Origin of the sequence: Nonomuraea maheshkhaliensis, from assembly GCF_039529435.1 — a bacterium.
GTDB classification, from domain to species: Bacteria; Actinomycetota; Actinomycetes; order Streptosporangiales; family Streptosporangiaceae; genus Nonomuraea; species Nonomuraea maheshkhaliensis.
Genome location: NZ_BAAAMU010000130.1, coordinates 1 through 18,952, shown reverse-complemented (window position 1 = coordinate 18,952; position 18,952 = coordinate 1). Strand labels below are relative to the sequence as shown.

General features: G+C 71.1%; 17 protein-coding genes. 9 read left to right on the top strand and 8 right to left on the bottom strand.

Annotation, left to right across the window (positions count from 1 at the left end; all coding sequences use genetic code 11):
• The first annotated feature begins 47 nt into the window (after positions 1–47).
• A complete protein-coding gene (locus ABFX54_RS46840; RefSeq protein ID WP_346113555.1) occupies positions 48–839 on the top strand; it encodes a tyrosine-protein phosphatase in 792 nt (263 codons plus the stop codon).
• A gap of 76 nt (positions 840–915) precedes the next feature.
• Here the strand turns inward: ABFX54_RS46840 and ABFX54_RS46835 are convergent, their stop codons facing one another.
• Complete coding sequence (locus ABFX54_RS46835) at positions 916–1,956, bottom strand: Gfo/Idh/MocA family oxidoreductase (RefSeq protein ID WP_346113554.1); 1,041 nt, start codon at positions 1,954–1,956, stop codon at positions 916–918.
• 93 nt (positions 1,957–2,049) lie between these two features.
• The gene (locus ABFX54_RS46830) at positions 2,050–2,949 is read right to left on the bottom strand and encodes a proteasome assembly chaperone family protein (protein ID WP_346113553.1); all 900 of its coding nucleotides are present in this window, start codon (positions 2,947–2,949) and stop codon (positions 2,050–2,052) included.
• A gap of 95 nt (positions 2,950–3,044) precedes the next feature.
• Here ABFX54_RS46830 and ABFX54_RS46825 point away from each other — a divergent pair, with 95 nt between their 5' ends.
• Together ABFX54_RS46825 and ABFX54_RS46820 are read left to right on the top strand one after the other, a co-directional pair.
• Positions 3,045–3,437, top strand: a complete 393-nt coding sequence (locus ABFX54_RS46825) for an ankyrin repeat domain-containing protein (RefSeq protein WP_346113552.1) — start codon at positions 3,045–3,047, stop codon at positions 3,435–3,437.
• Between the two features lie 155 nt (positions 3,438–3,592).
• A complete protein-coding gene (locus ABFX54_RS46820) occupies positions 3,593–4,513 on the top strand; it encodes a terpene synthase family protein (protein ID WP_346113551.1) in 921 nt (306 codons plus the stop codon).
• On the opposite strand, the gene ABFX54_RS46815 is transcribed toward ABFX54_RS46820, so the two are convergent.
• Positions 4,510–6,642, bottom strand: a complete 2,133-nt coding sequence (locus ABFX54_RS46815) for an ATP-binding protein (protein WP_346113549.1) — start codon at positions 6,640–6,642, stop codon at positions 4,510–4,512. The genes ABFX54_RS46820 and ABFX54_RS46815 overlap by 4 nt on opposite strands.
• A 233-nt stretch (positions 6,643–6,875) precedes the next feature.
• Between ABFX54_RS46815 and ABFX54_RS46810 the strand changes: the two genes are divergently transcribed.
• From ABFX54_RS46810 to glpK, 3 genes are all read left to right on the top strand, one after another.
• Positions 6,876–7,322 (top strand): GNAT family N-acetyltransferase, encoded by a 447-nt coding sequence (locus ABFX54_RS46810; RefSeq protein ID WP_346113548.1) that lies wholly within the window; start codon positions 6,876–6,878, stop codon positions 7,320–7,322.
• A gap of 124 nt (positions 7,323–7,446) precedes the next feature.
• The gene (locus tag ABFX54_RS46805) at positions 7,447–8,253 is read left to right on the top strand and encodes an MIP/aquaporin family protein (protein ID WP_346113547.1); all 807 of its coding nucleotides are present in this window, start codon (positions 7,447–7,449) and stop codon (positions 8,251–8,253) included.
• Between the two features lie 22 nt (positions 8,254–8,275).
• Positions 8,276–9,787: a glycerol kinase GlpK gene (glpK, locus tag ABFX54_RS46800; protein ID WP_346113546.1), complete on the top strand. Its 1,512-nt coding sequence runs from the start codon at positions 8,276–8,278 to the stop codon at positions 9,785–9,787.
• A 13-nt stretch (positions 9,788–9,800) separates the two neighbouring features.
• Here the strand turns inward: glpK and ABFX54_RS46795 are convergent, their stop codons facing one another.
• The 4 genes from ABFX54_RS46795 to ABFX54_RS46780 form a co-directional block, all read right to left on the bottom strand.
• Complete coding sequence (locus ABFX54_RS46795) at positions 9,801–10,649, bottom strand: ABC transporter permease (protein ID WP_346113545.1); 849 nt, start codon at positions 10,647–10,649, stop codon at positions 9,801–9,803.
• Complete coding sequence (locus tag ABFX54_RS46790) at positions 10,646–13,321, bottom strand: alpha/beta fold hydrolase (RefSeq protein WP_346113544.1); 2,676 nt, start codon at positions 13,319–13,321, stop codon at positions 10,646–10,648. Before ABFX54_RS46790 ends, ABFX54_RS46795 begins: the two co-directional genes overlap by 4 nt.
• A gap of 45 nt (positions 13,322–13,366) precedes the next feature.
• Entirely contained in the window at positions 13,367–13,792 is a 426-nt protein-coding gene (locus ABFX54_RS46785) for a nuclear transport factor 2 family protein (protein WP_346113543.1), read from the bottom strand.
• A 94-nt stretch (positions 13,793–13,886) separates the two neighbouring features.
• Entirely contained in the window at positions 13,887–14,294 is a 408-nt protein-coding gene (locus tag ABFX54_RS46780; protein ID WP_346113542.1) for a PaaI family thioesterase, read from the bottom strand.
• Between the two features lie 83 nt (positions 14,295–14,377).
• Here ABFX54_RS46780 and ABFX54_RS46775 point away from each other — a divergent pair, with 83 nt between their 5' ends.
• The 3 genes from ABFX54_RS46775 to ABFX54_RS46765 all read left to right on the top strand — a co-directional run bounded on the left by ABFX54_RS46775 (position 14,378) and on the right by ABFX54_RS46765 (position 17,762).
• Positions 14,378–15,679 carry a cytochrome P450 gene (locus ABFX54_RS46775; RefSeq protein ID WP_428834649.1) on the top strand — a complete coding sequence of 434 codons (1,302 nt, stop codon included), beginning with the start codon at positions 14,378–14,380 and terminating at the stop codon, positions 15,677–15,679.
• Positions 15,680–15,689: 10 nt separating this feature from the next.
• Entirely contained in the window at positions 15,690–16,487 is a 798-nt protein-coding gene (locus tag ABFX54_RS46770; RefSeq protein WP_346113540.1) for a class I SAM-dependent methyltransferase, read from the top strand.
• Positions 16,488–16,565: 78 nt separating this feature from the next.
• Positions 16,566–17,762 (top strand): hypothetical protein, encoded by a 1,197-nt coding sequence (locus ABFX54_RS46765; RefSeq protein ID WP_346113539.1) that lies wholly within the window; start codon positions 16,566–16,568, stop codon positions 17,760–17,762.
• A 28-nt stretch (positions 17,763–17,790) separates the two neighbouring features.
• Here ABFX54_RS46765 and ABFX54_RS46760 read toward each other — a convergent pair whose 3' ends face one another.
• Positions 17,791–18,825 carry a copper resistance D family protein gene (locus tag ABFX54_RS46760; protein ID WP_346113538.1) on the bottom strand — a complete coding sequence of 345 codons (1,035 nt, stop codon included), beginning with the start codon at positions 18,823–18,825 and terminating at the stop codon, positions 17,791–17,793.
• Between the last annotated feature and the right edge of the window lie 127 nt (positions 18,826–18,952).

Sequence of the window (18,952 nt, the reverse complement as noted above, 5' to 3'; positions counted from 1 at the left end):
TGAACCTCGAATCCGCTCATATTTGGCGGACATATAGGGTCGCAATAATGAGCGAGATGACGAGGTGGATCGACCTGGAAGGCGCGGTCAACGCGCGTGACCTGGGCGGATTGCCCACTCGTGACGGTGGCCGCACCCGTCACGGGCGGATCTTCCGCTCCGACAACCTGCAAGGGCTCACCCCGGCGGACGTGTCCCTCCTGGTGGGCGAGCTGAACCTGCGGCACGTGGTGGACCTCCGCTCGACCCCCGAGGTACGCCTGGAGGGGCCGGGACCGCTGACCAGGGTGCCCGAGGTCAGCCACCACCACCTGACGCTGTTCGCCGAGGGCGGGCGGCACACCGACGTGGACGCCGACGTCATCGACGCCGACCGGGTGCTGCCCTGGGCCGAGCGGGTGCTGGACGAGGAGCTGCGCGTCACCGGCTTCTACTACGGCTACCTGCGCGACCGGCCCGACGCCGTGGTGGCGGCGCTGCGGGCGATGGCGCTGAACGACGGGGCCTCCGTGGTGCACTGCGCGGCCGGCAAGGACCGGACGGGCGTGCTGTCGGCGATGGCGCTGGAGATCGCCGGGGCGACCAGGGCGGCGATCGTCGAGGACTACCTGGTCACGGGGGAGCGGCTGGAGCGGGTGCTGAAGCGGCTGCGCGGCAGCGCGACGTACCGGGACGACCTGGACGCCAGGCCCGCCGACTACCACCTGCCCAAGGCCGGCAACATCGAGCAGTTCTTCGGCGTGCTCGACGACCGGTTCGGCGGGGTGCTGGGGTGGCTGGGCCGGCACGGCTGGACGGACGCCGACTCGGAGACCATGCGCGCCCGCCTGCGCGACTAGACCGCGACACCGGGCCTGTGCCGGGGCCGGCCGTCACGACGGGTCCCGTGGCGGCGCAGGTCGGCCAAGGTCGCGGTCAGTCCAGGTGCACGACGGTCCTTCGCGTGGCCGACAGGCGGGCCGCCTCGATGACGGTCAGCACCTCGACCGCCTCGCGCGGATCCACCGGCGGCGCCGCGCCCTCCCGCAGCGCCGCCGCCACGCCCCGGTAGAAGTCCAGGTACGCCCCCGCCTCGGTGCGCACGACCTCCTGGGCCTCCTCGGTGCCGAGCACGCCCCAGCGCTCCTCCTCGTCGTCCCCGAAACCGGGCGAACCGGGCGAGATCCCGGCCCGCAGCCGTTCCTCCTGCACGTCCATCCCGTACTTCACGAAACCGGTCCGCGACCCGAGCACCCGGAATCTCGGCCCGAGCCGCGCCGCCACCGAACTGGCCCACAGATGTGAGCGGGCCCCGCCGGCGTGGGTCAGGGCGATGAACGTGTCGTCGTCGAAGGTGACCCCCTCCCGCCTGACGTCGCTCTCGCAGTAGACCTCGCGCACCGGCCCGAGCAGCCGTACGGCCTGGTCGACGAGGTGGCTGCCCAAGTCGTAGAGCAGGCCGCCGATCTCCTCGGGCGCGCCGGTCTCGCGCCAGCCGCCCTTGGGCGCCGGGCGCCAGCGCTCGAACCTCGACTCGAACCGGCGCACCTCGCCCAGCCGGCCCTCGCCGGCCAGGCGCAGCACGGTGCGGAAGTCGCCGTCCCAGCGCCGGTTGTGGAACACGGTCAGCATGAGCCCGCGCTCCTCGGCCAGCCGCACCAGGTCACGGCCTTCCTCGGCGGTGCCGGCCAGCGGCTTGTCCACGACGACGGGCAGGCCGTGGCCGAGCGCCGCGGCGGCTGTGCTCACGTGGGTCCTGTTGGGCGAGGCGACGACGACGAGGTCGCACCGCTCCCACAGGTCCCGTACGTCGGCGACGGCCACGGCGCCGTAGCGGCCGGTCACCTCTGCCTGGCGATCGGGATCTCCGGTCACCACGGCCGCCAGGGACAGGCCGGGGGTGGCGTGGATGAGAGGGGCGTGGAAGTACGCCCCGGCGGTGCCGTAGCCGACCAGCCCGACGCGGATCTCGCTCATCGGGCCAGGCTATCCCGCACCGAGCGGAGGGGTTTCCGGCCGCTCGGCCGAGGGGAGGCCCTCAGGTCGCTCAGCCGAGCGGAGGGCCTCCGGTCACTCGTCGTCGCGCTCGGCCAGGAAACGTTCGAACTGGGCGGCCAGTTCGTCGCCCGTGGGCATGGGCGTCGTCTCGGCCATCAGGTTCTCGCGTTCCGCCCCGCCGGCGAACGCGTCGTACTGCTGCTCCAGTCCCGAGATGGCGGTGGACAACTCGGCCGAGGCGCGGATCTGCTCCTCGATCTCCGTCGTGGTGCGCCGGGCGGCGTCACGCAGGGCGTCCATGGGGAAGACCAGCCCGGTGCCTCGGGTCACGGCCTCCAGGGCCGTCACGGCGGCGGTCGGGTATTCGGCCTGCGACAGGTAGTGCGGCACGTGCACCGCGTAGCCCACCGCGTCGTGGCCCTGCGCGCCGAGCCGCAGCTCCAGCAGCGCGGCGACGCTGCCGGGCACCTGCACCCGGCCGAACGCGCTGGTCTGCGCGTTGATCAGCTCGGGCCTGCTGGCGTGCATGGTGAGGCCGAGCGGCCGGGTGTGCGGGACCGCCATGGGGATGCCGTGCAACGTCACCATCTTGCTCACCTTGAGCTGCTGGACCAGCGCCCGCACGGCCTTGGTGAACAGCTCCCACTCCCGGTCGGGCTCGGGCCCGCTCATCACCAGGAACGGGGTCCCCGTCGAGTCCTCGGCCACATGGACGGCCAATTCGGGGTTCTCGCACTCCACCCACCGGTCGGTGTCGAACGTCATGATGGGCCGCCGCGACCGGTAGTCGAGCAACCGGTCCACGTCGAACGTCGCCACGACCCGGTGCTCCAGCTCGGCCAGCAGGTGGCCGAGCGCGAGGCGTCCGGCACCGCCCGCGTCGACGAAGCCGTCGAAGTGGTACAGCAACACCGGATCGGTCAGCTCGGGCGCATCGTCTGCGAGCTTGTAGAGATCCTTCGGGTCGAACACGGTTGGACAGCCTTTCCCTAGGTACTCTTCACCAGAACCTACGGCGCGCCGGAACGATTCCGTGCACGGCACCCTATCGAGGGAAAAAGGGATGCATGGACGAGGACCCGGAGCTGGTGGAGTTCGCCACCAGGATGTTCGGCCTGGCCAGGGCGGGCGACACCGAGGCGCTGCGCGCGTATGTGGCTGCCGGGCTGCCGGTCAACCTGGCCAACGACAAAGGTGACACTTTGCTGATGCTGGCGGCTTATTACGGTCACGCCGAGACCGTACGCATGCTTGTCACAAGCGGCGCCGACGTCGACCGGGCCAACGACCGTGGGCAGACGCCGCTCGCCGGTGCCGTGTTCAAGAAGGAATCGGCTGTGGTCAGGGCGTTGCTGGACGGGGGAGCCGATCCCGACGCCGGGCGGCCGTCCGCGCGAGAGACGGCGCTGATGTTCGCGAATGACCAGTTTATCCAATGGTTCTCGCAAAGCGATTCATAGTATGAAATAAGCACTAAAGGGCCCGAAGTTGCTGAGTGTGGCCTTTCAAACACTCTCTAGTCATGCTGGGAGACGTGGCTACTTCTGCGCACTCCTTCAGTAGGCGACCGCTCCACATCCCTCCGCTGCCATGTCCGTTCCCGAACGAGATCAACGTGCATGCCTCGGAGGTCGACGCGGAGAGCCACGCATGGCTGGCCGCCTCACGAATGCTGAACGGCGCCGACACCATCGATCACTTCCGGCGCTCACAGATCGGTCTGCTCGCGGCACGTACCAACCCCACCGTGCCGCGCGAAAGCCTCAGGCTGATCAACGACTGGTACAACTGGCTCTTCGCCTTCGACGACGCCTTCTGCGAAGGCGAACTGATGGGGCACCGCGCCTCCGCGCTGGCGCGGGCCCTTCCGCCGCTGCTCGAAATCCTCGACCGGCGGCGCGAGCCGGACGCCGGCGACCCCTTCGGCCTCGCACTCAACGAGCTCCTCCGCCGCATCACCGAAGCCGCCACCCCCGCACAGGTGGACCGGTGGCGGATCACGGTGAAGGAGTACCTGTTCGCCCAGATCTGGGAGGCGGCCAACCGCGAGGTCGACCTCATCCCCACCCCCGAGGACTACGTCCTGATGCGCCGCATCACGGGGGCCACCTACACCTGCTTCGCCCTCATCGACGCCGGTGGCGGTTACCGGCTGGAAGCCGAGGAATGGCACCACCCTGACGTGCGCACGCTCTCCGACCTGGCGTGCGACCTCATCGGCTGGGACAACGACCTCCTGTCGTACGCCAAGGAACGCGGCAACGACAAGGCCAGGCACAACCTCGTGACCGTGCTGGCCACGCACAAGTCCCTCACACTGCAGGACGCGCTGCGCGAGGTCGCGCAGATGCACAACGACGCCATCGCGGCGTTCGTCCACCGGCGTGCCGCGCTGGAGCAGTGGGCTCCGCTGCCGGTCCGCAAGTATGTCCGCGGCCTTGAACACTGGGTGCGCGGCCACATCGAGTTCTCGCTCGGCAGTGCCCGTTACGTGCACGCCTGGCCTGACGGCACCCGCTGGCCGCAGGCCGTCTAGGTCCCGTCAGAGCTCTCTTCGGGGGCGTCCGGATCCTCCAGCGCGAGCCCGGACGCCTCATCGAGATCGAGCCTGGCGCCCTCCTCGAACGCGTTCTTGTAGGCCAGCTCGCCCATGGCCTGCTTGCACTCGCGTACGCACCGGTCGTGGTCGTCGGTCATCCACGGCGCGCCGAGCTGCGGCAGGCCGGCCGTCCGCCAGTTCTGCTGCAACGCCCCGAGCAGCTTGGCTGCCACCGGCGGCTGCGCGGCAGCGGCGAAGATGCGCGCCGCGGTCTCCAGCGCCATCAGGGTGCCGAGCGTGTCGTGGAAGTGGCGCTTGATCCGCAGCGCCTCCCTGACGTTCTGCAGCGCCTCGCCGGTGCGGCCGGTGGCGAGCCTGGTGCTGGCCAGCGCCCACTGCGCGTGGGAGCTGACCCACAGCTCGCCGCGCTCCTTGCACACCTGAAGGCAGTCCTGCAGCAGCGACTCGGCCTCGTAGAGCTCGCCCTGCGTGGTCAGCACGATCGACAGCTCGACGATGGCGGGCAGCAGGCCCGGGTTGAGCTCCTTGTTGTCGGTGTTGAACTCGATCGCCACGCCCAGCAGCGCGCTGGCCTTCTGCAGGTCGCCCTGGAGCAGCGCCGCCGTGCCCTGCATCTTGGAGGCCAGGATCACCGCGCGGGAGTCGCCCACCCGCACCGCCTCGGTGCTGCACTTCTCGGCCGCCTGCAGCGCTCCCGCGCTGTCGCCCTGGGCGCTCTTGACGTAGGACAGCACCCAGAGGGCCTTGCACCGTTCCTTGCTCACGGTGGGGTTGGCCTCCAGGGCCCGCTCCAGGTAGAGACGGCCCTCGCGGGCGAACCCGCAGCACACCCACATGAACCACAGCGACGACAGCAGGGTCAGCGCGAGCTGGGACTTGGCCGACGAGCGCAGCGCGTGTTCGAGCGCGACGCGGACGTTGTCGTGCTCCTGGCGCATGCGGACGAACCAGTAGATCTGCCGCGGCCCCGACCAGGCGTCCTCGCTGCGCTGGGCCAGGCTCAGGTAGTACTCCAGATGCCGCTGGCGCATCCGCTCCTTCTGGCCCAGCTTCTCCAGCCACTCCTCGCCGTATTCGGCCAGGGTGTCGATCAGCTTGTAGCGTACGCCCGCGTGGTTGCTCCTGATCAGCAGGATCGACTTCTCCACCAGCCCTGTCACCAGGTCGGTGATGTCTTCGGACGGCAGCCGCCCGTCGGAGCAGACGAAGCGGGCCGCGTCGAGCTCGAAGTCGCCGGCGAACACCGACAGCCGCGCCCAGAGCAGCCGCTCGGCCGGCTCGCACAGCTCGTGGCTCCAGCCGATGGCCGCGCGCAGTGTCTGGTGCCGGGGCAGCGCCGTCCGGCTGGCGCCGGCCAGCAGGCTGAACCGGTCGGCCAGCAGCCCGAGGATCTGCTCGACCGACAGCGCCCGCAGCCGCACCGCGGCCAGCTCGATCGCCAGCGGGATGCCGTCGAGGCGGCGGCACAGCTCGGCCACCGGGGCGATGTTGTCCTCGTCGAGTACGAAGTCGGGCATGCTCGCCCCGGCCCTGGCCGCGAAGAGCTGCACCGACTCGTTGGTGAACAGGCTCTCGGCCGGATCGTCGCCGGGCACCTGCAGCGGCGGCACCGGGACGACGTGCTCGTAGGGCAGGTGCAGCGACTGGCGGCTGGTGGCCAGCACCTTCAGGTTGGGCGCGGCCTCCAGCAGCTCGTGGATCAGCTCGGCGCAGCCCTGCACCAGGTGCTCGCAGGTGTCGATGATGAGCAGCATGTCGCGCTCGCCCACCCACTCCGACAGCGACTCCGACGCCTCGCGCGAGGACTGGTCGGCGATGCCGAGCGCGGAGGCGATGGTGTGCCTGACCATGCCCGCGTCCTGCAGCCGGGCCAGGTCGGCGAACCAGACGCCGTCGGGGTAGTGAGGGCGCACCTGATGGGCCAGCCGCAGCACAGTACGGGACTTGCCCACACCGCCGATGCCGGTGACGGTCACCAGGCGGGATTCGCCGAGGTGCCGTTTGAGGTTGGCGAGGAGGCGGGTCCGGCCCACGAAGCTGGTCAGCTCCGCCGGCAGATTGCCTTCTCGCCGCCAGCCTGTCGGGGTGGCCATGCGCAGCCTCACGGGGGGATCGGCGACACCTGCACTGGCATCGTACCGCCGCGATCGCCGCATGTCCTTGGACCTGCGGACACGCTAGGTATGGGTTTGTACAGCCGAGTAGTATGTTCGGCGTGGAAGATTTCCTACCTGAGCAGACGGCCGACGACACCGACCTCGCGTGGGGCGACTGGCGCGAGCGCGACACCGACGCCTTCTACCTGGACAACCGGCCGCCCCACTGGGGCTGACCCGGCATGACTCCTCCGCTGCGGCCGGCCGTGCCCGGCGACTACGACGCCATCGCCGCCGTGGTCGACGGCTGGTGGGGCCGGCCGATCCTGCCGTCCCTGCCCAGGATGTTCCTCGACCACTTCCACCGCACCTCCCTGATCGCCGAGGAAGCCGGCGCGCTGGCGGGCTTCCTCGTCGGCTTCCCGTCCCCGTCCCTGCCCGACGAGGCCTACATCCACTTCGTCGGCGTCGCGCCGGGCGCGCGCAAGAGCGGGCTGGCCCGCGTCATGTACGAACGTTTCTTCGGTCTGGCCCGCGAGCACGGCCGCCACGTCGTCAAGGCGATCACCTCGCCGGTCAACACGGCCTCGATCGCCTTCCACCGGCGCATGGGCTTCGACGTCGCCGGCCCGGTGCCCGGCTACAACGGGCCTGACAAGGACGCGATCACCTTCTCCCGCACGATCTGAGGCGGCTCACGCCGGGGCCGCTCGCCGGGACGCTTGGCCGTTACTTTCCGCAACGTGTTACGTACTTTCCGTATGCATCCGCTGTAATCGGGAATGGCACACAGCGGTGCGAGGGAGGTGACCGGTGGCCGGACGGCTCATCCGGATGGGGCACAGGGGCGAGCTCATCGCGGAGTTCGCGGGGACCGCGGTTCTCATCCTGTTCGGCGCGGGGGTGGTCGCGCAGGTGGTCGCGGGCGGGCTCGGCGACCACGACAGCATCGCGTGGGCGTGGGGCATCGGTGTCATGCTGGGCGTCTACGTGGCCGGACGCACGACGGGCGCGCACCTCAACCCCGCCGTGACGCTCGGGTTCGCGCTGTTCCGCGGCTTCCCGTGGCCCAAGGTGCTCCCGTACGTGGTCGCGCAGACCGCGGGGGCCTTCCTCGCCGCCCTCATCGTGCGCTGGAACTACACCGAAATCCTGACCATGTTCGACCCCGGGCACACGATCAAGACCCAGATCGTCTTCTCCACCCTGCCCGGCAACGGCACCCTGCCCGTGGGCCTGTGGGGCGGGCTGCGCGACCAGATCATCGGCACCGCGATCCTGCTCTTCGTCATCTTCGCCCTGTCCGACACGGCCAACATGGCGCCGGGCGCGAACATGGGGCCGTTCGTGATCGGGCTGCTCATCGTCGGGATCGGCATGTCCTTCGGCGCCGACGCCGGATACGCCATCAACCCGGCCCGCGACTTCGGGCCGCGCCTGGCCAGCTTCCTCACCGGCTACGGCGGCGCGTGGCGCGACCAGTACGGCGACCTCTACTTCTGGGTTCCGATCGTCGGCCCGCTGATCGGCGGCGTCATCGGGGCCGGCCTGTATCAGGCGTGCATCGCCCGCTTTCTCCCCCAGGGCGAGGACCGCGACACCGTGAAGCCGTCCGACTGAGGACAGACCGGGGGAGAACCGCATGCCCGAGTTCGTGGGCGCCGTCGACCAGGGGACCACCAGCACCCGCTTCATGATCTTCGATCACGATGGTGCCGAGGTGGCCAAGTACCAGCTCGAACACGAGCAGATCCTGCCCAAATCCGGCTGGGTCGAGCACAACCCGATCGAGATCTGGACCAGGACCGCCGCCGTGATCCAGAGCACGATGCAGCGGGCCGGGCTGCACGACGGCGACCTCGTGACCCTCGGGCTCACCAACCAGCGCGAGACCACGGTCGTGTGGAACGCCCGCACCGGGCGCCCCTACTACAACGCGATCGTCTGGCAGGACACCCGCACCGACCGGATCGCCGCGGAGCTCGAACGCGACGGCCGTGGCCAGGTCATCCGCGACCGCACGGGGCTGCGGCCCGAGGCGTACTTCTCCGGCGGCAAGATCCAGTGGATCCTGGAGAACGTCGACGGCGTCCGCGCGGACGCCGAGCGCGGTGATGCGATCTTCGGCACCACCGACACCTGGACCCTGTGGAACCTCACCGGCGGCGTCAACGGCGGCGTGCACATCACCGACGTGACCAACGCCAGCCGCACCATGCTGATGGACCTGACCACCCTCGACTGGGACGACGAGCTGCTGTCGTTCTTCGGCATCCCGCGCGCGATGCTGCCCGAGATCCGCCCGTCCGCCGACCCGACCGGTTACGGCGCCACGGTCAGGCAGGGGCCCATGGCCGGCGAGGTGCCGATCACCGCCATCCTGGGCGACCAGCAGGCCGCCACCGTCGGCCAGGTCTGCTTCGCGCCGGGCGAGGCCAAGAACACCTACGGCACCGGCAACTTCCTGCTGCTCAACACCGGCCCCGACCCGGTGCGCTCGCAGAGCGGCCTGCTCACCACCCCGGCCTACAAGTTCGGCGCGGATCCCACGATCTTCGCGCTGGAGGGCTCGATCGCGGTGACGGGCTCGGCCGTCCAGTGGCTGCGCGACCAGTTGCACATCATCACCTCGGCGGCCCAGAGCGAGACGCTGGCGCGGCAGGTGGACGACAACGGCGGGATGTACTTCGTGCCGGCCTTCTCCGGCCTGTTCGCCCCGTACTGGCGCGCCGACGCCCGCGGCGCCATCGTCGGCCTGTCGCGCTACCACACCGACGCCCACCTCGCCAGGGCCGCGCTGGAGGCCATCTGCTACCAGAGCCGCGACGTCGTCGAGGCGATGCAGCGCGACTCGGGGGTGGTGCTCGACGTGCTCAAGGTGGACGGCGGGGTGACGGCCAACGACCTGTGCATGCAGCTCCAGTCCGACATCCTGGGCGTGCCGGTCAGCCGGCCGACCGTGTCGGAGACCACCGCGCTCGGGGCCGCGTACGCCGCCGGCCTGGCCTTCGGCTACTGGGCCGACACCGGTGAGCTGCGCGCCCACTGGGCCGAGGACCGCCGCTGGGAGCCCAGGTGGAGCGAGGACCAGCGCGAGGAGGGCTACGCGGGCTGGAAGAAGGCGGTCACCCGGGCCCTCGACTGGGCCGGGTGACCGCTCACGCGCTCTAGCTGACCACGTCCTTGCGGCGGAAGCGCCGGAACGCCACCGCGATCAGGATCGCCGCGTACGTGATCGAGATCGAGGCCCCCTTCGCCATGCCGCTCCAGTCCAGCTCGGGCGCCAGGGCGTCCAGCCAGGCGTTGTTCCAGAACGTGGGCAGGAACTCGCGCAGCACCCCCAGCGCCTCCACGGCCTGGAGGATGGTGCACACGATCCACAGGCCGACCGCCCCGCCCACGGCGCCCAGCGGGGAATCGGTCATGGTCGAGACGAGGAAGGCCACGGCGGCCACCACGAGCTGGCTGACCAGCGCGTACCCGATCACGATGCCGAAGCGCGGCAGCACGTCGAAGGCCGGGATGGTCTCACCCGTCCCGGGCACCTGGATGTCGTCCCAGCCGAACGCCAGCGTCCCCGCGAGCAGCGCCATCAGCGGCAGGCAGATCACCGCCGCGGCCGAGTAGCCGAGCGCCACGATCAGCTTCACCCGCAGCAGCCGGTCGCGCGGGACCGGCGCCGCCAGCAGATAGCGCAGCGACGACCAGTTGGCCTCGCTGGAGACCGTGTCGCCGCAGAACAGCGCGACCGCCACCACCAGCAGGAAGCTGGCCGACACCGACAGGGCGAAGGCGGCGAAGTTCAGGCCGCTCTCGGTGGCCAGGTCGGAGATGCGCAGCGCCGACTGGCCCTGCGCGTTCGACTGCGGCCCGAACTGGAACGCGATCACGAGGATCCACGGCAGCGCCAGCAGCAGCCCGAACGCGACGATCGTCCGCCTGCGCTTGAACTGCCTGACGATCTCCACCCGCAGCGGCAGCGTGCGGTTCGGCGCGTAGCCGGTCGCGGTGGTCATGCGTTGTCTCCGATGAGGTCGAGGAACACGTCTTCCAGGCGCGGCCCGTGCCCGTTGACCGTGGTGGCCGTTCCCAGCAGCTGTGACACCGGGCCGGTCGAGACGAGCTGTCCGCGCCGCATGACCACGACGTGGCTGCAGGTTTGCTCCACCTCGGCCAGCATGTGGCTGGAGACGATCACGGTACGGCCGTCGCGGGCGTAGCGCTTGAGCACCTCGCGCATCTCGCGGATCTGGGGTGGGTCGAGGCCGTTCGTGGGCTCGTCCAGCACGAGCAGGTCGGGCAGGCCGAGCATGGCCTGGGCGATGGCCAGCCGCTGGCGCATGCCCTGGGAGTAGGTGCGTACGGCCCGGTCGAGCGCCTTGCCCAGGTCCGCGATCTCCAGCGCCTCCTCGAAGTGCGCGTCGGCGGCGGGCCGGCCGGTGGCGGCCCAGTAGAGGGCGATGTTGTCGCGTCCCGACAGGTGCGGCAGGAAACCGGGCCCCTCCACGAACGACCCGAGCCGCGACAGCACGGGGGCGCCGGGGGCCACCGGCTCGCCGAAGATGCGGATCTCGCCGGCGTCCGGGTGGATGAGGCCCATCATCATCCGCATCGTCGTCGTCTTGCCGGCGCCGTTCGGGCCGAGCAGCCCGAGCACCTGGCCCCGCTCGACCCGGAACGACAGGCCGTCCACGGCCAGCTCTCCGTTGCGGTAAGCCTTCGTCAGCCCGCTGATCTCCAGCGGCACGTCCGCGTCGCCGCCCAGCGCCCCGCTGGAGGCGGCGACGGCCTCGCGGCTCTCCGCGTCCGGTGTCCCAGTCGCTGTGGCTGTGGCTGTGGCTGTGGCTGTGGCGGCGGTGGCGGTGGCTTTACGGCGGCGGGACGGGGTGCGTCCCGTGGCCAGCAGGACGCCGGCGACCGCCACGGCGGCCAGCGGCATCGCCCACACCCACCACGCGATCCCGGTCGGCGCGGCGGCCAGCGTGCCGACCGTCGGGACCGCGAGCGTGGGGGAGGCCAGCGCCACCTGGTACGCGGCCGGCTGGGCCGGGGTCGCGAACCCCATGTCGGTCGTGGCCACGACCAGGCGCAGCCGGTGTCCGGCCGCGAAGTTGTGGTCCACGGCGGGCAGGGCGACGGTGGCCTCCGCGCTGCCGGCGCCCTCGGGGATGCTCACCCGGACCGGCGCGACCAGGCCGGCCGGCAGGGCGGGCGGCTGGATGCTGTCGGCCACGTCGTACAGCTTCACGAACAGCGTGGCCTCGCCCTCGCCCGACACCTTGATCCTGACGGTGGGGCTGCCGGTGAGCTGGAGCGGGGCGGTGAGCGGCGCCGACTCGAACGCGGCGGACTGTCCCGGCATGTCGAGCGAGACGCCGCCGGTGTTCTGGCCGGCCAGCAGGCCGCCGATGCCCGGCACGGTGGAGATCGCCGCCGGGGCGCCGCCCGGCGGGTTGACGATGTTCTGCGCGGGGCCGCTCAACGCGACGTCGGTGGTGCCGGTGCCCCCGAGGCCGGGGTACGCGCCCGCCTCCGGGTGCAGCCTGATGCGCTGGCGGGTGCCGGGGTCGCGGCCGCCGTCACGCGTCACCGTGAACGCGCTCACCCGCGGCGCCGAGTCGTCGCCCTTCAGATAGCGGGCGAACCAGGCCGCCGACTGGTCGAACAGCCAGTCGGCCTCGCCGTTGCCCCCGTCGTGCCCGCCGTCGAACCAGGCCAGGCTCACCGGGGTGCCGGCGGCGGCGATGGCTCTGGCGTTGGCGTCGGCATGGCCGAGCGGGAACAGCGAGTCGCGCTGGCCCTGGATGAGCAGCGTCGGGGCCTTGATCTGCCCGGCCACCGTGATCGGGCTGGACTTGCGCAGCAGCTCGACGGCCTCGGGCGTGGCCCGGCCGGTCGCGGCGACCTGCTGGTAGACCGCGCAGATCTCGGGCCGGAACCGGCCGCACCGAGCCTGCTCGGGCGTCAGCGGCGGTGCGGCCTCGCGTCGGCCCAGCAGGGACGTGGGGTCCAGCGAGACGCCCTGGCCGAAGAAGATGCCGGCCCACATGCGCTTGAAGACCCCGCCCACCGGGTCCGGCAGCTCAGCGGGATCCGAGGTCGACCGGGCGGCGGTGGACGGCGGGGCCGGCTGGGCGGCGTTGGGGAAGAGCGCGTCGGCCAGGTCGGACCAGGTGATCTGGGGGACGATCGCGTCCACCCGCCGGTCGTAGGCGGCGGTCATCAGCGCGATGGCGCCGCCGTACGAGCCGCCCGCGATGCCGACGCGGGGGTCACCCGAGGCGTCGAGCCGGACCTCGGGACGCCGGGCCAGCCAGTCGATCAGCTGCTTGACGTCCTTGACCTCGTAGTCGGGCGAGTTGAGCGCGATCTGGCCGCCCGAACGGCCGAACCCGCGCGCCGACCACGTCATGACGGCGTAGCCCTGCTGGGCGAGCCGTACCGCCTGGTCCCGCATGCTCTGCTTGCTGCCGCCGAACCCGTGCGCGAGCAGCACGGCCGGCGCCTTCCCGCCGCCGGTCGGCGCGAAGAAGGTCGTATCGAGCTCGACCCGCTCGTCGCCGGCTGGTCCGTCGACGACGGTGATTCTCTGGTCCTGGCCCCGCACCTCGGGAGCCGACGGCCACACGAGCCACGTCGTCACCCCGATGAGGGCGAGCGCCGCTGTCAAAGCGGCCACACGCTTCATGCGGTGAGCCTACTTTCCGCACCTGAGAGATCCCTGAGACGACGATCATGAAGCGCGTCGCCGGCCGGAGTGCGCCATGGCCACGGTCAGGCTGTCCTCGTAGATGTGGTAGCGGGTGATGTGCCCGTCCTCGACCGTGAGGTGCAGGGCGAACGGCGACGTGTACGTCTCCCCGGTGCCCTCGGCCGTCTGGACGATGTCGCCGAGCACGACGGCGTCGTCCCCATCCACCAGGACGCGCGCCACCGACGTGGCGTTCAGCTCGGGCACGTGGTGCGCGGCCAGCGTGCGGAAGTGCTCGGCGGCGTCGTCGCGGCTCGACCGCGGCCTGATCCACGGCACCGACGGGTGTCCTTCGGCCGGCCAGCTGAACTTCCAGTCGCAGCGCTCGGCGAACAGGCCGGCGACGCGCTCGGCGTCTCCTTCACCGATCCGGCGCAGCAGTTCCTGAACGGTGTCACGAGTCGTCATGATCTGTCCTCAATGTTTGGGTGCCGTGGCAGTCTCCTCCCGTTCTCGCGGCACCGCGATTACCTCGGACGTAAGGGCGCCGCCTACCCCGTCTTCAGCCCAGGAGCGCGTAGACGGTGCTCGCCTGCGCCACGACCTCGCCGCCGCCCTCGGCCGTGAGGGTGATCTCGGTGAAGGCCAGCGTGCGGCCCAGCTTCGTGATCCGGACGTCGAGCAGCACGTCCTTGCCCACCACCGGCCGCTGGAACATCGTGGACTGCTGGACCGTGGTCATCGGCACGAACCCGCCCCGCGCCGAGGAGATGGCGATGACCGTCGCCGTGTCGGCCGCCGCCATCATCGCCTGCCCGCTCAGCCCGCCGCCCTCCCTGGCCAGGTCGTCCGACCACGGCAGCCGTACGACGGCGTGCCGCTCTCCCACCTCCTCCACGCGCAGTCCGAGCCGCTGGATCCAGGGGGCGAAGTACTGGGTCAGAATCGCCTCTGCGTTTTCCGGAGTCACGTGACCGTCATCCCCACCGGGCGCGCGGACGTTACGCGTGCGGCGAGTTGCCGGGGCGGTCGGCCTGGGCGCATTGTGGAGGGATGGGGTCGGTGCGGCGGTCGGTGGTCGAGGTGTTCCAGCCGTCAACGTACGAGACGGCGGTCCCGTACGACCTGTTCGCCGCACTCAGGGAGGAATCTCCCGTCTGCTGGATCCCCGAGCCCGCCCTGGGCCCCTGGCGTGAGGGGCCCGGCTACTGGGCGGTGTTCCGGCACGCCGACGTCAAACACGTGCTGCGCCACCCCGAGGACTTCTCCTCCCACCTCGGCGCCACCCAGATCCGCGACCCCGACACCCCGGCCGACCTGCGCTTCGTCCAGGCGCAGATGCTGAACATGGATCCGCCCGACCACTCCAGGCTGCGCCGGATCGTGGCGGCGGCGTTCACCCCGAGGGCCGTGCGCGCCCTGGAGCAGGCGATCGCGGCGCGGGCGGCGGCGCTGTTCGAGGCGGGGGAGTGCGACTTCGTGGAGGTGGCCGCCGACCTGCCGGTGTGGACGCTGGCGCACGTCATGGGGGTTCCGGCGCGGGACAGGCGGCTGCTGTACGACTGGGCCTCGCGGGTGATCGGCTACCAGGACGACGACTACGCGGGCCTGTCCACGGCCGACGCCGAGGCGCTCACCCCGATGGGCCGGCTCGCCGTCGCGGCCAGGCCGGAGCCGCGTCCCGGGGTCAACCCGCGTTCCAGGGCGGCGCTCACCGACATGTTCGCCTACGCGCACGCCCTGGCCGAGAATCCCCTGGACGGCGAGTCGGTCATGTCGGCGATGCTGAAAGGTGGGCCGAAGGGCGGGCCGAAGGGCGGCCTGACCGAGGCCGAGTTCGAGAACATGTTCTTCCTCTTCGCCGTCGCCGGGAACGAGACCCTGCGCAACGGCATCCCCGGCGGCCTGCTCACGCTGCTCCAGCACCCCGCCGAGCTGGCCCGCCTGCGCGCCGACCCCTCCCTGCTCGACTCGGCCGTGGAGGAGATGCTGCGCTTCTGGCCGCCGGTCATGCACTTCAGGCGGACCGCGACCCGCGACCTCACCCTCGCAGGACAGCCGATCCGGGCGGGCGACAAGGTGGTCGTCTACCACGCCTCCGCCAACCGCGACCCGTCCGTCTTTCCCGATCCCGACCGGTTCGACGTCGCCCGCACGCCGAACGACCACGTCAGCTTCGGCTTCGGCCCGCACTTCTGCCTGGGCGCGCACCTGGCCCGCGCCCAGTTCCGGTCGGTGCTGCGCGAACTGCTCGCCTGGGACGTCGAGCCGGCCGGCCCGCCCCACCGGCTCACCTCGAACTTCCAGAACGGGCTCAAGCACCTGCCGGTACGCCTGCGCCGCCGCGACCGCTAGCATCACGATCATGGACGACTACCTGCAGGTCAACCGGTCCAACTGGAACGCGCGCGTCCCCGTCCACGTCGGCAGCGCCTTCTACGACGTCGAGGGCTTCAAGGCGGGCAGGAACGCGCTGCGTCCCTTCGAACTCGACGAGGTGGGCGAGGTCACCGGCCGCAGCCTGATCCACCTGCAGTGCCACTTCGGCCTCGACACCCTCTCCTGGGCCAGGGCGGGGGCCGAGGTGACCGGCCTCGACTTCTCCGAGGCCGCCATCGGGCAGGCCAGGAAGATCGCCGCGGAGTGCGGCCTTACGGCCAGGTTCGTCACCGCCGACGTCTACGACGCCGAGCGGGCGCTGGGCGAGACGTACGACATCGTCTACACCGGCATCGGAGCCCTGGTCTGGCTGCCCGACCTCACCCGCTGGGCGCGGACGGTCAAGGCCCTGCTCAAACCGGGCGGGTTCCTGTACATCGCCGAGTTCCACCCGTTCGTGGACGTCCTGGACGACGAGAGCGGCACCAAGATCACCGAGGACTACTTCGACCGCGGCCCCCATGTCTGGGAATATCCCCACACCTACACCGGCCCCGAGATCCTGGAGCACCAGACCACCGTGCAGTTCCGGCACGGTCTCGGCGAGATCGTCAGCGCTGTCGCGGCGGCCGGGCTGCGGGTGGAGTTCCTGCACGAGCACGACCACACCCTGTTCCGCCGCTTCGGCGCGCTGGTCGACGACGGGAACGGCTTCCGGCGCCCGGCGGGGGAGCCCAGGACGCCGCTCATGTTCTCCCTGCGGGCGTCGTACCCCAGGTCATGACCCTCCGGGGAAGATCGCGAAACAGGTCGAACGACTCATCGTGGGCCAGTGCGACCGATGACCGTAAGATTCAGTCCCGTGAAGTCTCCAGCATCGTTCAAGAGGGCCGCCGCATGGGCCCTGCCCTACTGGACTCGCGGCGAGGCGGGCCGCGAGACGCCGCACGACCTGTTCAGGGTGCTCTACTACGGGTGGCTGGTGGCGTTCACGCTCAAGGTGCTCGGCTCGGCCTGGGACGTCTCGTGGCACTTCAAGTGGCTGCGTGACGACCTCGCCCCGCCCCACCTGCTCAACTCCGCCGGCACGGCACTGGTCGTCGCCCTCGTCATCATCCACGGCTACACCGGTTACGGCGCCGACAAGGCCGCGCTCAGGCTGATCCAGTGGGGCACCGGGATCTTCCTCGTCGCGGTGCCGCTCGACCTGATCAACCACCGCGTCAACGGGCTCGACATCACCTCGTGGAGCCCGTCCCACATCATGCTCTACGCCGGCACGTTCTTCATGATCGCCGGCGTGATCCGGGGCTGGTTCGTGGGCGCGCCTCCGGGACGTGAGCGGACGGTCGTGCTCGGCGCGTTCTTCGCGTTCTTCCTGGAGAACGTGCACTTCCCCGAGCAGCACCAGGAATACGGCATCCTGTCGCTCGGCGCCTGGGACAACAGCGTCGTCTACGCCGAGAAGATCCTGCTCCAGTTCGCCGCCGACCAGATGGGGCGGCCGGTGGACCGGACGATGGTCACCGGGTTCACGCTGCCCGTGCCCGACTACCTCTACCCGGTCTACGCCGTGGTCGCCGGGTTGTCGGTGCTGGTCGCGGCCAGGCTGCTGATCGGCAGGTTCGGCTCCGCCACCCTCGTCGCCGGGGCCTACGTGGGGTTCAGGACGCTGGTCTGGCCGCTGCTCACCTACACCGGCTTCCCGCCGTCGGCGCTGCCGTTCTTCCTGGTCGCGGGCGGGCTGCTGGTGGACCTCGCGTTCCTGGTCCGGATCCCCGCCGTACGGGCGGTGCTCGGCACGGTCGTCGTCACGGCGGGCGCGTACGGCGCGCTGATCGTCCAGAACGCGGTCATGGGTCCGGTGTACGGCGCGCTCAAGGGCCAGGAGGGGCTGATGGGCTCGCCGCCGCTGGTCACGGCGTCGGCCGGGTGGGCCGGGCTCGGGCTGCTGGTCGCCTGGCTGGCCATCGAGTGGTTCGCCCGCGGGCATGGCAGGACCGTGCGGGTCCCGGCGCCCCCGCCGGCGACCACGGTGACCGCGCCCGCGACCCCCTGAACGGCGGTCCGGTTGGAGCGATCGGGCTCTAGGCGACCGAGGCTCGGGTGATCGCCACCGCCACCCCGTACGCCAGCCCCATCACGCCCACCTCGGCCGCCGCCCACCCGACCAGGGCGGTGGCCCGGCCCTGGCGGATGGCGGGCATGAGCCGGAAGCGGATGTGGGCGGCCAACGGCACCAGCAGCGCCACCAGCGCCGCCTTGACCACGACCAGCAGTCCGTAGTGGCTGGTCACGATGGCCTCGGGCAACCGCACGCCGGGGGTGAGCGCCATCGTGCCCAGCCCCGTGATCAGCCCGGACAGCGCCACCAGGGCCAGGCAGACGGTCGCCATCCTGGAGAACTTCGGCAGCACGAGGGCCAGCAGGTCGCGGTGCGGGGCCAGGAAGACGGCCGTGGCCGCCAGCCCGCCGGTCCACGCGGCCGCTCCCATGACGTGGATCTCCATCGAGATCATGATGGGGTCGTGCCAGACCGAGTTCACCGCGTGCCCGGTGACCGGGATCGGCAGCAGCCCGAACAGCGCCACGATCACCCGCAGCTCGGCCGGCACCTTCTCGCCGAAGCGCACCGCCATCAGCCCGATGCCGGCCGCCGCCAGCGCGCACGCCGCGCTGAACAGCAGCCCCTGGCCGGTGCCGACGCTGCCCACGTAGTCGGCGATCATCCCGAACGTGGGCACGGCGCCGGGGTTGAGCTCGGCGGTCTGGAAGACGATGGTGAGCAGCGCGCAGATCGCCCACGCCCACGCGGCCATCACGGCCAGCGGGCGCACCCTGAGCAGGACCGGCTCCGAGCGCTCCGGGTTCCTGAAGCCGAGCAGCTTGGGCAGCAGGCTGAGCCCGACCAGCGCCACGGCGGCCACGTCGAGCAGCACGCGCACGACCGGCAGCCCGACCGAGACGACGGGGCCCGGCATGGGGATGCCGGGGACGGCCTGCTGAGCGGTGAACGAACTGGCCGCCACGGCCGCGACCACCGCGCACACCCCGAACGCACCCGCCACCAGCCGCCCGCCGGCCCGCTGCTCGGGCACCGGGGGAGCGGCGACGGCCGTCACGAACGCGTCCCCTCGGCCGAAGCTTCCTGAACGCCGGTCGTCGTAGCGGCCACCGTCCCGGCGGCCACCGTCCCGGCGGCCGTCGCCTCAGCGCCCGTCCCCTCGGGACCCGCTTCATCAGCGCCAG